Consider the following 15,102-nt stretch of genomic DNA (forward strand, 5'->3'; position numbering starts at 1 on the left):
GCGTCTTCGGCGGCAGCTTCATCTGCTCGCAGGAAGCAGAACTCGGCGGGTTCGAACTGGGCGTGCTGCCGGCCGCCACTGCACCAGTGCGCGGCGGCTCAGGGCCCGAACCAGTAGAACAACCACGATGCCACGGCAAAGAGCACGACCACCATGAGCACCTTGTCGCCTCTGGCAGAGACCCATGCCACGATCGTTGAGTCACGCCGTATGCCCCTGCCCGTGGCCGTGCGCGTGTCCGAGGACTTCGGCGTGGGGAAAGCCTCGACCTGAAATTCCATGGCTTGTTCTTGATGAAGATGCAAGCCATGTTCCCGTGCGCCGATCAAGCCGCGATTGAATATCTATGTGGTTTCGTTCAAGAAGCTTTTTTATCCGGAAATTTCAGGCGTGGCTCGATTCAACTTGGCCTCCCCAACTCCGACGACTACCGAGTCTTGATCAGATCTTGACAAAGGGTGGTTCGAGCTTTGACAGATGGACCTGACAATGGCTCGAGATCCCGTTCATTGCGCGCGATGCCCGCGTTGCCATCGCACATGCGCGTTTCGATGCGGCAGCGGCAACGATGTCTCTGCCTGCGCTCTTCGCACGCGCCGGATAATGCCGGGGTTGTTCGCGAGAGTGTTACCGCACAGGCTTCCAGCGAAAAATTCCACCCTCGCGCATGTGCGATTCCATCGCGAACCCAGGTCATGCCCGCCGCAAGCAAGAAACAAGATTCCCATGGCCAACGAACGCATCCTGATTGTTGAAGACGATTCCCAGATCGCCGAGGTGCTGGCAGCCTATCTGCAGCGCGATGGCTATCTCACGTCCATTTGCCGCGATGGCGGCGAGGCCATGCAGATGTTCCGGCAATGGCAGCCGGACCTGGTGCTCCTCGACTACATGCTGCCGCAGGTCAATGGGAACGAGATCCTCGGCGCCATTCGCAGGGCCGGCGATGTGCCCGTCATCATGGTCACGGCCGTCGACGGAGAAGTGGAGAAGCTGGGTGCGCTTCGCTACGGCGCGGACGACTACGTCGTGAAGCCCTTCAACCCCAAGGAGGTGGTCGCGCGCGTGCAGGTCATCCTCAAGCGCGTGCGCAACGGTTCTCAACAGGGCAGCCAGACTCACCTTGCGTGGGGGCCGCTGGAGCTCGATCTCGACGCCGTGATGGCACGTGTCGCGGACAAGTCAGAGCCTCTCGACCTGACCATCACCGAGTTCAAGCTCCTGGCGACCTTGATGCGCAATCCGCGCAAGGCCTTCAGCCGCCTCGAATTGCTGGAAGCATGCCTGCCGGAGAGCGATGCGCTCGAGCGGGTGGTCGACACGCATGTGCACAACCTGCGGCGAAAGCTGGAAGAACAAGGCGTCCAGGGCACCCCGACGGCCGTGCGGGGCGTCGGCTATCGCCTTGGCGATTCCAGATGAAGCCATCGCGCCGTTCGCTGTGGGCGTGGCTCACGTGGCGGATGATCGCGCTGGCGATTGCCGCCACGGCGGCCGTGCAGGCGGGCATGTGGGTGCGCTACAGCTACTGGGAATCGAAGAACGAGGCCCAGCTGCCGCCCGGCGTCGCGGAAGAACTCAGGCAACTTGAGAACGCGCCCAAGAGCGAGGAGGTCTCGAAGCGCCTGGTCGAGCTCTATACCCAGTACGGCGACCGCTTCGCAATGCCGTCGGATTCGGACGACCTGCTCATCCAGATGTTGCTGAGCCTTTCCATCACCCCCTTCGTGGCAGCGTTCGGATTGCTCCTGGCTCGCCGCATCGTCGAGCCCGTCTCCGATGTCGCAACGGCGGCGGAATCGGTCTCGATGGGGCGTTTCTCCGCCCGTGCGCCTGTGCTCGAATCCGCACCGGCCGAACTCCAGCGCCTGGCCAACCACTTCAACGCGATGGCCGAGCGCCTGGAGGCCTACGACCGCGAACTGCAGGACTCCAGCGCCGCGATCGCCCACGAGCTTCGCACGCCGCTGACTGCGGCAATGGGGCGGCTGCAGGGCATCGTCGACGAGGTGTTCCCGCTCGATGAAAGGCAGATCCGGACCGTGCTCGATCAATTGGGGCAGATCAACCGCATCATTGGCGATCTCCAGGTGCTGTCATTGGCCCAAGGTGGTCGCCTGCAGCTGGAAATGACGGAGTTCGACCTGCACGGTTTCGTCGAGGAGCGCCTCTCATGGGCTCTTCCTTCCCTTCAGGAACGCGGCATGACGGCGGCCAACCATGTGAGCAGGAAAGAGACGGTGCGCGCCGACAGGGGCAGGCTGGGCCAGGTCCTTTCGGCGCTGGTCGACAACGCGGTGCGCTATGCGAGCGACGGCCGCCTGGTGGAGATCGACTGCCGTGCAGATGCATCCACACTCGAACTGATCGTGCGGGATCGAGGCAAGAGTGCTTCGGTGGACGACGTGTCGCGTTTCTTCGAGCGCTTCTGGCGCAGCGAACGGTCGCGCTCCCGCTACGCGGGGGGAACCGGCCTGGGGCTCTCCGTCGTGCAGGCGATCTGCAAGGCACATGGCGGCGAGGCAAAGGCCGCTGCGCGCCCCGGAGGCGGGCTGGAGATCCGGATCTGCCTGCCGCGTGATCAAGGCCTGCGCAGATCGATCGGCGGATAAGCGTTCTTTCCCTTGAGGGAGGAAGGCGCGGTTCGCCTGCTGGGGCACGACATAGCGCTGCAAGGCTCTCGAAAAGAAGGCTGCTTGACCAATCCTTGATGCTGCACCCACCGATCTTCGATGAAGCATCGGCAACATCGCGGCATGAATCACTTCCAGGGCCTCGGGAACCGCACGCCGCTGCCGCTTCCGGAAACGCAGGTCCGCCCCTCCTGCCACACCTCAAGGACTTCAATGCAAGGATCTTTCATGAAGAACCCGCAACGCAAAAGACTGTGTTCATCCGCAATGGCTGCGCTCTTGCTGCTGGCAGCGGGGTCCGCGACCGCTGGCGTGACCTGGTCCATTGGCATCAGTTCCCCGACTGTGGTCGTGGCGCCCCGGCCGCCGGCCGTGGTCTATGAAGCCGCACCGGCCTACGTGGTCCCGGCGCCTGTGTACCCGGTCGCGCCGCGGGTCGTCGTTGCGCCACCGGTCATCTATCAGCCGCCGTCCGTCGCCCTGCACGTCGACCATGACCACGGCCCTTACTACTACCACAGGCACGACGACGACTGCGATGACGACTGAAGCTCGCTGATGAGCGCCGCGGCGTGAGGCGCCGCGCGAAACGCGCCTGCCCTGAAGTCATTGTCCAACCGCGGGGTTGTCGCTCGCCCGCGTCGCTGCCCATCACGCCTGTTGCATTCGCGGCGGCAGAACTCCATTGCTCCGATGAACGCCTTGCCCCCAGGCCTTTCCCCCTTTGCCACCGACATGTGGCGTCTTCTGAAACCCTTCGCCGGTGTCGCCGCGGTCGCGACGCTCATCGGCAGCGTAGGTGGCCTGGCCACGGCCGCGTTGCTGGAGCAGATCAATTCGGCTCTGCACGGTAGTGCGGCCATTTCCGTTTCCGCCATCGCCGGGCTCGCGGTCCTGGCCGTGTTCGCCGTAGGGGGGCATACGGTGGCAGGCGTCCTCAACAGCGTGACGGGTCAGCGGGTGGTCGCAGCCCTTCGCAAGGACGTCTCCCTGCGGATCATGGGCGCGCCGATCGCCACCGTCGAGCGCATGAAGAGCCACCGGCTGCAGGCCATCCTCAACGAGGATATCGACACAATCAGCGACTTCACGTCGGAGTTCGCCGGCCATGCTTCGGCCTTCGCGGTCACGGCGGGCTGCGCGATCTACCTGTTCAGGCTCTCGCCCGTTCTTTTCCTCGTCAGCGCGCTCGCGCTGGTCGTGGGCATCTGGATCAATTTCGCCGCGGCAAGGGCCTGGAGTCGCAACTTCGAGAAGGCCCGGGCCGGCGAGGACGAACTGCAGAAGCACTACCGCAGCGTCGTGGAAGGCGCCAAGGAGCTCCGGCTCAACCGAATGCGCCGTGCCCAGGTGCATGGCATGCGCCTGTCGGGTGCCGCGGATCTCGTCGCGCGGCTCAAGGCCCGGGCGCTCGGCCTGTTCTGGGCCGCCGAAGGTACGAATTCGGCGATCTTCTTCCTGGTCGTCGTCTGGATTCTGGCCGCACGTCCGTCGCTGGGAATCGATGCCCAGGTCGTCAGCGGCTTCATCATCGTGCTGCTCTTCGTCAAGGGACCGATCGAGGAACTGGCCGCCCTGCTGCCCTTCCTGAGCCAGGCGCAGGTGGCTTTTCGCCGGATCGCGCGCCTGTCGGCGGAGTTCCGCAAGGAACCGCACGCCGCCGGCCCCGCGCAGCCGGCATTTCTCGCGAGCCACATCGAACTGCGGCAGGCCCGCTACCGTTTCGAAGCGCGGCAGGAAGGCGCCAAGCCATTCGAGGTGGGGCCGATCGACCTCAGGCTCCGGCGCGGCGAGACGCTGTTCATCGTCGGCGGCAACGGCAGCGGGAAGACGACCCTCGTCAAGTTGCTCCTTGGCCTCTACCAGCCGAGCGAAGGACAGCTTCTGCTCGACGGAGTGCCCGTGAACGACCGCAGCTGCGAAGCCTATCGCGGGCTCTGCTCCGCCATCTTCTCCGACTACCACCTGTTCGATGAACTGGTCGCGCAGGATGCCGAGCACATCCGGGCCGCCGGCCAACTGATGGAGCGGCTGGGCGTCGCGGACAAGGTCCAGCTCGTCGACGGCATGTTTTCCACGACGGACGTCTCGACGGGCCAGCGCAAGCGCCTCGCGCTCGTCCATGCCTGGCTGGAAGACCGCCCGGTGGTCATGTTCGACGAATGGGCCGCGGACCAGGACCCGGAGTTCCGCAGCGTCTTCTATCGCGAGCTGCTGCCGGAACTCAAGCACGAGGGCAAGACCCTGATCGTGGTCTCGCATGACGACCGCTACTTCGACGTAGCGGACCGCGTGATTCGCATGAGCGCCGGTCGGATCGTCGAGGCGTTCGTCCCGCCTGGGAAGCCGAAGTCATCCAGGGCGTTCGTGGCGGATGTCCGATAGGACACGCTGCGGCTGCATCGCCGTAGCCGGACCAACGACGACAGCTGCGCGAACCGACCGAGCCTTGTATCTTTATGGCTCGGACCGGCTCGGGTAGCCCGAGCGGCCTCTGGGATGCTTGAAGCCCGCCTCTGAGCACTGGGCGCCCGAGCCGGACCGTCCTTCTCTACAGCCCGAACGGTTGTAGGAACTTGAAGTTCGCATAGACAAGGATGGGAGTGAGAGGACGTGTCCGACTCTGTTTTTATCGGCATCGACGTTTCCAGTCAGACGCTGGAGATCGCCAGCAGCGACCAGGCCAAGACCTGGCGGGTCGCCAACGACACCAGCGGCATCGAGCAACTGGTCAGCCAGGCATCGGCCTTGGCGCCCGCATTGACAGTGCTCGAGGCCACTGGCGGCTATGAATTCGAGGCGGCCTGCGCGCTTCAGGCCGCAGGCTTGGCGGTGGCCGTGGTCAATCCGCGCACAGCGCGTGACTTTGCTCGCGCCATGGGCGCATTGGCAAAGACCGACGCCCTGGATGCGCGCATGCTTGCGGCCTTCGCCCGCGTGCTGCACCAGCATCCCGAGCGCGAGCGTTTCGTCAAGCCGATGGCGGATGCCGAACTGCAGCAGCTCCAAGCCCTGGTGCTGCGGCGGCGCCAGTTGGTGCAGATGCTGACCTCAGAGCGACAACGCCTGCGCCTAGCGCATGCGGCCGCGCGCCCAAGCATCGAGCGCGTGATCGAGTTCCTCAAGAAGGAGCAGGGAGACAGCGAAGTCGAGGTGGCTGCACATGTCCAGCGCCATCACGCTCAACTGGCGCAGGCGCTGGCCAGCGTGCCGGGTATCGGCGCGGCCAGCGTGGCCGTGCTGCTGGCCGAGCTGCCCGAACTCAGCAAACTCGACCGGCGCCGCATCGCAGCACTCGTGGGCGTGGCACCCTTGAACCACGACTCCGGCCAGATGCGTGGTCAACGCTCCATCTGGGGTGGGCGAGCCGATGTGCGGCGAACCCTATACATGGCCACCCTCACAGCGGTGCGGTACAACCCGGCCCTCAAGGCCTGCTACGACCGCCTGCTGGCTGTTGGCAAGCGCAAGAAAGTCGCTCTGGTCGCTTGCATGCGCAAGCTGCTGACCATGCTCAATGCCATCGCAAAGCATGGCTCTACTTGGGACTCGACTATGCATATCGCTTGACTGCCAAGACGGTTGCTCAGAGCCTTTGCTGGGATGCGGCAAAGCGAATGCCGCCCCCGCAGACACCCCAACCATTTGTCGTTGAAGCTTGCTCGATGTTTATCCCAAAGACAACCTGGGCAGGCCGCTGACTCCCTATTTGACTTCAGTTGCCGGTTCGGTAAGTTGGCCGCTCCAAGCTTCAACCAGCTGCTGAATCAACTCCGCGACAACGCGGCTCGCCGGCGAGAGCTTGCCCTGCTTGGGAAAAGCCAACGTCACATGTCGGACCAGGTCGGGCTTCACCAGCTTGCTGGCTTGCAGACGGCCACTCTGCAGCTCGGCAGTCATCGAGTACGGACCGAGCACCGAGTACAGGCCCGGCGTCCGGGCCACCAGTTCCTTCTGCACCGTCAATGAGTCCGCCTCGGCGACGGATACGAGCTTGAACCCGAGGCTGCGTGCCGCCTCATCGAGTGCTTCGCGCCAATGACTGGGCCTGCGCGGAAGGACCAACTGCAGTCCGGACAGACGAGAAAAATTAACGGTGGCCTCCCGTGTGATCTCGTCACCAGGGGCAGAGACCAGGTACGTATGCGCGACGCTCAACAGCTTCTCCTCTCGGCCGCTCGGGCGGTTGAAGCGAAAGAGAACCGCCATATCGACAGCACCGCTGTCCAGCAGCGTGTCGAGTTCAGTGCCTTGCGACTCGGTGATGTTGAGACGGATACCCGGGTGCTCCGAGCGCAGCCGCTCGAACAACCGGGTCACCAGTGGATGTGCGCCTGAAGGAATGATGCCCATCCGGACTTCACCGAGCAGCTTGCCTGATTCCGTGCGCAGTTCCTCCGTAAGGCGTTCCGTTTCCTGCAGCCATGAGCGCAGTCGCACCACAGCCCTTGCGCCCAGTTCGGTCAGGGTCACACCGCGGCCGGTGCGGCGAAAGAGCGGGCCGCCCAGTGCCGCTTCGAACTCGCTGATCTGGCGACTGACATGCGATTGCACCGTCTGGCGGCGTGCAGCCACCTTGCTGAGGCTACCGGCCTCGACCACTTCGAGGAAGAGCCTGACGCTTGCGACGTTCATAGGGATTTCCCTTAAGAGCCATGCCTAAATTGGCAACTCTGAAACGCCTGAATTCTATCTAGGCGGATGGCTCGCCGATTTCTACATTTGGTCCAGCGCTCCACAAGGGCATACGAAATTCCAAACCCGCAGAGATCTATTCCAAGGAGATACCTTGAAACTCGCCAGCTTCAAACACGACGGACGAGCTACCTACGGAGTGGCACAGGCAGACCGCTATCTGCAGCCCCCGGCCGACTTTCTGAGCCGCTATCCGGACCTCGCAGCGGTGCTGCGCGCCAACGCACAACGCGAACTCGAACAGGCCGCAATCAGCAGTGGTATTTCAATTCAGGCCGCAGCGACGCAGGCCCTGCCGGTCCTGCCCACCCCGCAGAAGTTCATCTGCGTCGGCCTGAACTACAAGACCCACGTCGCCGAGACGAAGCGCGACGACAGCGCATACCCCGCCCTGTTCGTGCGCTTCGCGGATTCACTGGCCGCGAATGGGGACGTCGTGCATCGCCCGTCTTTCTCGGAGCGCTTCGATTGGGAGGGCGAGCTCGCCGTCGTCATCGGCAAGGGAGGGCGTGCGATCTCTCAGGAACAAGCCTTCGACCATGTTGCCGGCTACGCGTGCTTCAACGACATCACCGTGCGCGACTGGCAGCGCCACACGCACCAGTGGACGCCGGGCAAGAACTTTCCCGGAACCGGTCCGCTGGGCCCCTGGCTCGTGACCGCCGACGAAGTCCCGGACGTCAACGCCTTGACCCTCGAGACGCGCCTCAACGGCGAAGTCATGCAGAAGGCTTCGCTTGCCGACCTGCTCTTCACCATCCCGGTGCTGATCGAATACATCTCCCGCTTCACCCCCCTGTCCCCTGGTGACGTGATTGCCACCGGCACGCCCGGTGGCGTGGGCGACCGCCGCACGCCGCCTGTGTACATGAAGGACGGCGATGCGGTCGAGGTCGAAATCACCGGCCTCGGCATTCTCAAAAATCGCATCGGTACCGCGGCCTGACCGCACGAAATCACCATGGCAAACAAATCCCAGGCGGTGCCTCCCGCCAGCGCCAAGCTGCGCATCGCGGTCGACATCGGCGGCACGTTCACCGACATGGCGGCTTTCGATGAAGTCTCCGGCAAGCTCCTGTTCGGCAAGGCGCTGTCCACGCACGGGCAACTCGTGGACGGTATCCAGCACACGCTGGACAGCGCCGACATCGACGTGCACAACGGCAATCTTTTTCTGCACGGCTCGACCATCGCGATCAACACGCTGCTCGAGCGCAACGGTGCCAAGACGGCGCTGCTGATTACGGAAGGGTTTCGCGACATCTACGAGATCGGCCGCGTCAATCGCCCCGACGCGTACAACCTCTTCTTCAACAAGCACACGCCGCTGGTCAAGCGCTCCTCGCGCTTCGAGGTTGCGGAAAGGCTGCGCGCCGATGGAAGCACGCACAAGCCGCTCGACGAGGCGGCCGTGCGCGAACTCGCGCGAGAACTGCGCGGACAGGGCATCGAGGCGGTCGCCGTGCTGTTGCTGCACTCCTATCGCAACCCCGCGCACGAGCAGCGCGTCAAGCAGATCCTGCAGGAGGAACTGCCTGGCGCGTTCGTCAGTGCCTCGCACGAACTCTCGCAGGAGTACCGGGAGTTCGAGCGCGTCTCCACCGTCGTGGCGAATGCCTACGTCGGCCCTCGCGTGTCGGCCTACCTCGGCGAACTGGAGAAGCATCTTGCCAAGGGCGGGTTCGAGGGCGACTTCTACGTCGTGCAGTCCACCGGCGGGCTCTTTCCCAGCGAGCATGCCCGGCGAGACTGCGTGCGCATGCTGGAGTCGGGCCCGGCGGCCGGCGTCATCGGCGCGCAGGCCATCTGCGCCCAGCTCGGCATGGGGGATGCGATCGCCTTCGACATGGGTGGCACGACAGCCAAGGCCGGCGTGATCAGCGAGGGACGCCCCCTGACGACGGGCTCGGCACTCATCGGTGGCTACGAACGCGCGCTGCCGATCCAGATCCCGATGATGGACATCCACGAAGTGGGCACCGGCGGCGGCAGCATTGCGCGCGTTGAAACCGGCAGTGCACTGCGTGTCGGCCCCCAGAGCGCCGGCTCGATTCCGGGGCCTGTGGCCTATGGCCGCGGCGGCACCGAACCCACCGTGACGGACGCCAACCTGCTGCTGGGCCGGCTCGACGCCGACCACTTCCTGGGCGGCGAACTCAAGCTCGACATGGCCGGCTGCGAACGCCAGATGCGCGAGCGCGTCGCCGGGCCGCTGGGGCTGGATCCGACCGAGGCGGCCGACGGCATCCTTCGCATTGCCGTGACGCAGATGTCGCACGCTGTGAAGGCGGTGACCACGGAGCGCGGCCTTGATGCCGGCAGCTTCACCATGGTGGTCTACGGCGGTGCGGGGCCCCTGCACGCTTCGACCATTGCGCGCGAGATCGGCATTCGCAAGGTGCTCATCCCCTTCGCTCCCGGCTACTTCTCGGCCTACGGCATGCTGTTTTCCGATTTGCGCTACGACTACGTGCGCTCGGTGTTTCGCAAGCTCAACGACGTGTCATTCGAAGAGATCGAATCGCTCTACCAGGGGATGGAAGACGAGGGCCGCGCCGCGCTGGCGCAGTCCGGTGTCAAAGCCGACGGGATCGTCATCGAGCGGGCCGCCGACATGCGGTATGTCGGCCAGGAACACGCAGTGACCGTCGACCTCCCGATGGCCTTCTTCGAGAGCAAGGACCGTTCTGCGATCAAGCGTCAGTTCGACGAACTTCACAAGGTTCGCTACGGCACCTCTGCGCCGAAGGAACCTGCAGACCTGGTGAGCCTGCGCGTCACGGTGCTGGGCACCATGAAGAAGCCGCCAAAGCACAGTGTCGAGGCGGGCTCCGAGCAGCCCGAAAAGGCAGCCCTGCGCGTCGTCAAGCGGGTGTATTTCCGCTCGGGAGGCTGGGCGGACACGCCGGTCTACAAGCGCGACCTGCTGCTCTCGGGCAACGTCGTGGCAGGGCCTGCGCTGATCGAGGAGCACGCCTCCACCACCGTGGTGCAGCCGGGCGATGAACTGCGCGTCGACGAACTGGGCAACCTTCAAATTTCCATTGGAAGCGACAGGACATGAGCAACCCGCACGACAAGCCGATCGACCCGGTCACCGTCGAGATCATCCGCAACGGCCTGTACGCGGTCACGGAGGAGATGAAGACCAACCTCACGCGTACCGCCTACAACCTCATCATCTACGAGGCGCTGGACTTCACGGTCGGCCTGTTCACCAAGGAGGGCGACACCGTCTCGATCGGCCTGGGCCTGCCGATGTTCATCCGCGGCATGTCCCAGACGGTCAAGGCGAAGATCAAGCACTTCGGCTACGAGAACATCCTGCCGGGCGACATCCTCGTCACGAACGACGCGTACACCACGGGCAGCCATCTGAACCACTTCACGTTCACGATGCCGATATTCCACGAGGGCAAGCTGGAGGGCTTCACCTGCTGCATGGCCCACTGGCTGGACGTGGGCGGCACGCTGGGCAACGTGACCACCGATATCTTCAGCGAAGGGATCCAGATCCCCATCCTGAAGTATCAGCGCGAGGGCGTGGTCAACCAGGACCTGATCGACATCATCGCGATGAATGTGCGGCTGGCCGAGCGGGCCCTGGGTGACCTGCGTGCCCAGATCACGGCCATCACCACCGGCGAGCGCCGCTACGTCGAACTGCTGCAGCGCTACGGCGCCGAGGCGGTGAATGGTTCGATCCGCCAGATCATGGATTCATCCGAAGCGGTGGCGCGCAAGAACACGCTGTCGATTCCAGACGGAGTCTATGAAGCCGAGTCCTTCATGGATGACGACGGCCTGGAGATCGGCAAGCGCATTCCGATCCGCGTCAAGGTGACGGTCGCGGGCGACGAGATGACCGTAGACCTGTCGGACGTCAGCAAGCAGGTGCGCGGCTTCTACAACTCCGGCTTCACGACAGGCATCGCTTGTGCGCAGGTGGCCTACAAGTGCCTGACCACGCCCACCGACTACCCGGTCAACGACGGCAGCTTCCGGTCGCTCAAGGTCATCATGCCGATGGGCACGGTGATCAGTGCCGAGCGGCCATACCCGATGCGGGTTTGGATGACGTTCCCGATGACGGTGATCGACACCATCTTCAAGGCGCTCGCACCTGCCATTCCCGACCGCTCCATTGCCGGCCACCATGCCGACCTGGTGTTCCCCAATATCCACGGCATCTCGCCGGAAGATGGGAGGCTTTTCATCGTGGGCATTGGCCCGCTGGGCGGCGGCTGGGGTGCCAAGAGCACCGAGGACGGCGTCTCGGTCACCGTCTGCATCAACGACGGCGACACGCACAACAGCCCGACCGAGCAGCTGGAAGCCAAATACCCGGTGCTGGTGGAGAAGTACGAGATCCGCAGGGACAGCGCCGGCGCCGGCAAGTACCGTGGCGGGCTGGGTGCCGAGATGGTGGTACAGGCGCTGTCGCCGTTCACCGTCACCACGCGCATCGACCGGGTGCATTGCAAGCCCTGGGGTTTGGAGGGCGGTGGCGATGCCATGGGCAACGGCCTGGCGGTGCGCCACAAGGGCGAGTGGAAGACCGACCACCTGAACGCCAAGATATTCAATGTGCGGCTGGAGCGCGGAGACGCCTACAAGATGCTGTCGGGCGGCGGCGGCGGTTTCGGTGATCCGTTGGAGCGTGACGTCGACCTGGTGGCCGAGGACGTGCGCGAAGGCTATGTGAGCGCGGAAGTCGCCCGCGAGGTCTACCGTGTTGCGCTGGATTCGCGCGGCGAGGTGGACAGGAACGCCACGCAAGGTCTGCGCCGCGCTCCCGGGAAAGCCGCGAGCATCCCGTCGCCTGCGGTCGCCTGGGACGGTCAGTGATCGCAGTCATGGCCGACGAGGTCTCGCGGCGCGCCGACCGCCTGTTGGCACTGTGGAGCGAACTGTCGATGCTCCATGTGGCGTTGGGCGGTGCCTGTGCTTGCGGCACAGGCGGCATCAGCCTGCGGCTCGATGACTTCGAACTCGACATCGTCGGCTACCTCGAAGACAACGGCCTGCGATCAGGCATTGCGGAGGTGGTCGATTTCTTCGGCGACCTGCAGAAGGCAGGGATGCCACCGCAACCGTTGCGCCAGATTCTGGAAGACGCTCGCAACGACCGGCTCTCGGCGGCAGTGGCCGAATGGCTGCTGCCCAAGCTGGAGAAGACCTTGCGCTCCTTCGCAGAGCTGCACGGACCCAGGGCGCGGGACTGACCATGGGCGGACATTTCTCTTCCTTGCTGGCAGAGCCTGAAGCGCTTGCCGCCCGGGTGCCGGTGACCGTGCTCACGGGTTTCCTTGGCAGCGGCAAGACCACGCTGCTGAACGCGCTGCTGCGCGAGCCCGAGCTCCATGGGGTCGCCGTCATCGTCAACGAATTCGGTGAAGTGGGGATCGACCACGACCTGATCGCACAAGCCCATGATGACACCGTGCTGCTCGCCAACGGCTGCCTGTGTTGTGCCGTACGGGGCGATCTTGTCGACGCGCTGGGCCGGCTCGCCGCGCGAACGGATCGCCCATTGCGCCATGTGCTGATCGAAACCAGCGGCTTGGCCGACCCCGGTCCGATCATCCGCACGCTGACGGGCGACGCCGGAATCCGCGCCCGATTCGCACTGGGTCGGCTGGCGTGCACCGTCGATGCGGTGCTGGCCATGGGGACACTGGACCGTCACCCGGAATCGGTTCGGCAGATCGCAGTCGCGGACGACCTGTTCCTCACGAAGACCGATTTGCTGGAAGCCGCAGCACCTCCAACGGCCCTGCTCGAGCGCGTGCGTGGCATCAACGCCGCGGCGCCTTGGCGTACCGACCGCGAGGAACAGCTGCGCTTGCTCGCTCATCTCGTACGCACGGCCTCGGGCAGCGATGTGGATGTGGACGAGACGCCTTTTTACAGGCCGGCAGCGCAGGCCGCGCAGCCTGCCACACAGCACAGGGATGGCATCTCGTCGTTCATGGTGGTTCGCGATGTCGCGTTGCCGCGCGCTGCGTTCTCCGCCTGGCTGGACATGGTCATCGCGATGCGCGGCGAGGACCTGCTGCGCGTCAAGGGGCTGGTGCAGCTTGCCGAAGAGCCCGATCGCCCCATGGTCATCCACGGCGTGCAGCACCTCTTTGCGCCGCCGGAATTTCTTGCGGCCTGGCCCAGCCCGGACCGGCGTACACGGATCGTCTTCATTACCCGTGGCGTTGATGCGGAGTCTCTGGACGAGACGTTGGACGTGATGGTGCGCCGGCATATCCGGCGAGACGGACCCAGGCCGGCAGGCGCGCCGCCCTGATCCGCCGCTCCAACACTCAAACAGAAAGATTCCGGAGACAAGATGACAGTCGATTCGCCCCAGACGGGACAGAGCAGGAGCGCCATTCAACAGGCTGCCGGTCTGCTGTTTCGCATCGAGAACGTGCCGTTCAGCCGCTGGCACACCAAGGCCCGCATCATCATGGGCAGCGCCACTTTCTTCGACGCGTTCGATGCGCTCGCACTGGCGTTCGTGCTGCCGGTCCTGATCGGGCTCTGGCATCTGTCACCGCTGCAGGTGGGCATGCTGATCGCCTCCGGCTACGCGGGTCAGGTCATCGGTGCTCTCCTGTTCGGATGGCTCGCGGAACGCTACGGCCGGGTGCCGAGCGTCACGGCGACCGTGGCCCTCATGTCGGTAATGAGCATCGCATGCGCGACGGCCGGCAGCTTCGACGTGCTGTTTGCACTGCGCTTCCTGCAGGGCATCGGCGTCGGCGGCGAGGTGCCGATCGCGGCTGCCTACATCAACGAACTCTCCCAAGCGAAGGGACGCGGCCGCTTCTTCATCCTCTATGAACTGATCTTTCCCCTGGGGCTGCTCGCGGCGGCCCAGGTCGGCACATTCGTTGTGCCTCGCCTCGGCTGGGAATACATGTTTCTCGCCGGCGGCATCCCGGGGCTGCTCATCCTGGTCTTCATGGCGCGCCTGCCGGAATCTCCCCGCTGGCTCACCTCGAAGGGAAGGTTTGCCGACGCCGAGCGTGTGATCGCCGGCCTCGAGGCGAGCACCCCGAGGCGGAGCCTGGACATCACGCGAGAGGAGGACCAGGTGGCGGCGCGCATTGCCGCCCTCGCGACCGGGTTGGCCAACACCCGAAAGGGGTCGTGGAAGGAACTGTTCTCACCGCTGTACCGACCGCGCACGCTGGTCGTCTGGGTGCTGTGGGCGTCCTCCTACTTTGTGGCCAACGGCATCAACAACTGGTTGCCCACGCTCTACCGCACGGTCTATCACCTGCCGCTGCAGGAGTCGCTGCGCATGGCGTCTCTGACGAATGTTCTCAGTACCTGCGCCGTGCTGGTATGCGCCTTGATGGTCGATCGCGTCGGCCGGCGCCGGTGGGCGACCTCCAGCTTCCTGGTCAGTGGCCTGTTGCTGGGCCTCCTCGCCGCGATCGGGGCCGGCAGCCCCTGGTCGGTAGTGGTGCTGGCGTCCACGGCCTACGCGGTGATGGGCACGACCACCGTGCTGCTCTATCTCTATACGCCGGAGATCTACCCGACCCGGATGCGCGCGATCGGAACGGGATTGGCGACATCGTGGTTGCGCGTGGCATCGGCCACCGCTCCCGCCATTGTCGGGATCGTCCTGACTTCCCATGGCATCGCGACGGTCTTCCTGATGTTCGCGCTGGCCAACGTGGTCGGATTCTTCGCGGCGCAGCGCATGGTCGAAACGGCCAACCGTGCGCTCGAGGAGATCTCGCCGTGACCAACCCAAGCCAAAACGAAC

General features: G+C 64.6%; 13 protein-coding genes. 11 read left to right on the forward strand and 2 right to left on the reverse strand.

Going from position 1 to position 15,102, the window contains the following annotated elements:
- Positions 1-98 precede the first annotated feature (98 nt).
- On the reverse strand, positions 99-281 hold the full coding sequence (locus ACHMXA_RS33120) for a hypothetical protein (RefSeq protein ID WP_395321589.1): 183 nt from the start codon (positions 279-281) through the stop codon (positions 99-101).
- Positions 282-726: 445 nt separating this feature from the next.
- On the opposite strand from ACHMXA_RS33120, the gene ACHMXA_RS33125 reads away from it, so the two are divergent.
- From ACHMXA_RS33125 to ACHMXA_RS33145, 5 genes are all read left to right on the forward strand, one after another.
- Positions 727-1,422 (forward strand): response regulator, encoded by a 696-nt coding sequence (locus ACHMXA_RS33125; protein WP_395321590.1) that lies wholly within the window; start codon positions 727-729, stop codon positions 1,420-1,422.
- A complete protein-coding gene (locus tag ACHMXA_RS33130) occupies positions 1,419-2,612 on the forward strand; it encodes an ATP-binding protein (RefSeq protein ID WP_395321592.1) in 1,194 nt (397 codons plus the stop codon). Before ACHMXA_RS33125 ends, ACHMXA_RS33130 begins: the two co-directional genes overlap by 4 nt.
- Positions 2,613-2,945: 333 nt before the next feature.
- Complete coding sequence (locus ACHMXA_RS33135) at positions 2,946-3,182, forward strand: hypothetical protein (RefSeq protein WP_395321594.1); 237 nt, start codon at positions 2,946-2,948, stop codon at positions 3,180-3,182.
- Positions 3,183-3,326: 144 nt separating this feature from the next.
- Positions 3,327-5,018 carry a cyclic peptide export ABC transporter gene (locus ACHMXA_RS33140; RefSeq protein WP_395321596.1) on the forward strand — a complete coding sequence of 564 codons (1,692 nt, stop codon included), beginning with the start codon at positions 3,327-3,329 and terminating at the stop codon, positions 5,016-5,018.
- A 228-nt stretch (positions 5,019-5,246) separates the two neighbouring features.
- On the forward strand, positions 5,247-6,203 hold the full coding sequence (locus tag ACHMXA_RS33145; RefSeq protein ID WP_395321598.1) for an IS110 family transposase: 957 nt from the start codon (positions 5,247-5,249) through the stop codon (positions 6,201-6,203).
- 135 nt (positions 6,204-6,338) lie between these two features.
- Here the strand turns inward: ACHMXA_RS33145 and ACHMXA_RS33150 are convergent, their stop codons facing one another.
- Positions 6,339-7,268 (reverse strand): LysR family transcriptional regulator, encoded by a 930-nt coding sequence (locus tag ACHMXA_RS33150; RefSeq protein ID WP_395321600.1) that lies wholly within the window; start codon positions 7,266-7,268, stop codon positions 6,339-6,341.
- Positions 7,269-7,422: 154 nt separating this feature from the next.
- Here ACHMXA_RS33150 and ACHMXA_RS33155 point away from each other — a divergent pair, with 154 nt between their 5' ends.
- Genes ACHMXA_RS33155 through ACHMXA_RS33180 form a run of 6 tightly spaced genes read left to right on the forward strand, consistent with a single transcriptional unit; the run spans position 7,423 to position 15,081 of the window.
- Positions 7,423-8,274 carry a fumarylacetoacetate hydrolase family protein gene (locus ACHMXA_RS33155; protein ID WP_176666469.1) on the forward strand — a complete coding sequence of 284 codons (852 nt, stop codon included), beginning with the start codon at positions 7,423-7,425 and terminating at the stop codon, positions 8,272-8,274.
- Positions 8,275-8,289: 15 nt separating this feature from the next.
- Positions 8,290-10,392: a hydantoinase/oxoprolinase family protein gene (locus ACHMXA_RS33160; protein ID WP_395321602.1), complete on the forward strand. Its 2,103-nt coding sequence runs from the start codon at positions 8,290-8,292 to the stop codon at positions 10,390-10,392.
- On the forward strand, positions 10,389-12,176 hold the full coding sequence (locus ACHMXA_RS33165; RefSeq protein ID WP_395321603.1) for a hydantoinase B/oxoprolinase family protein: 1,788 nt from the start codon (positions 10,389-10,391) through the stop codon (positions 12,174-12,176). The genes ACHMXA_RS33160 and ACHMXA_RS33165 overlap by 4 nt, the downstream gene beginning before the upstream one ends.
- An 8-nt stretch (positions 12,177-12,184) precedes the next feature.
- A complete protein-coding gene (locus ACHMXA_RS33170; RefSeq protein WP_395321605.1) occupies positions 12,185-12,553 on the forward strand; it encodes a hypothetical protein in 369 nt (122 codons plus the stop codon).
- Positions 12,554-12,555: 2 nt separating this feature from the next.
- A complete protein-coding gene (locus tag ACHMXA_RS33175) occupies positions 12,556-13,626 on the forward strand; it encodes a CobW family GTP-binding protein (protein ID WP_395321607.1) in 1,071 nt (356 codons plus the stop codon).
- A gap of 42 nt (positions 13,627-13,668) precedes the next feature.
- A complete protein-coding gene (locus ACHMXA_RS33180; protein ID WP_395321609.1) occupies positions 13,669-15,081 on the forward strand; it encodes an MFS transporter in 1,413 nt (470 codons plus the stop codon).
- Positions 15,082-15,102: the final 21 nt, after the last annotated feature.

Source organism: Variovorax sp. UC74_104 (genome assembly GCF_044055375.1).
Taxonomy (GTDB): domain Bacteria; phylum Pseudomonadota; class Gammaproteobacteria; order Burkholderiales; family Burkholderiaceae_C; genus Variovorax.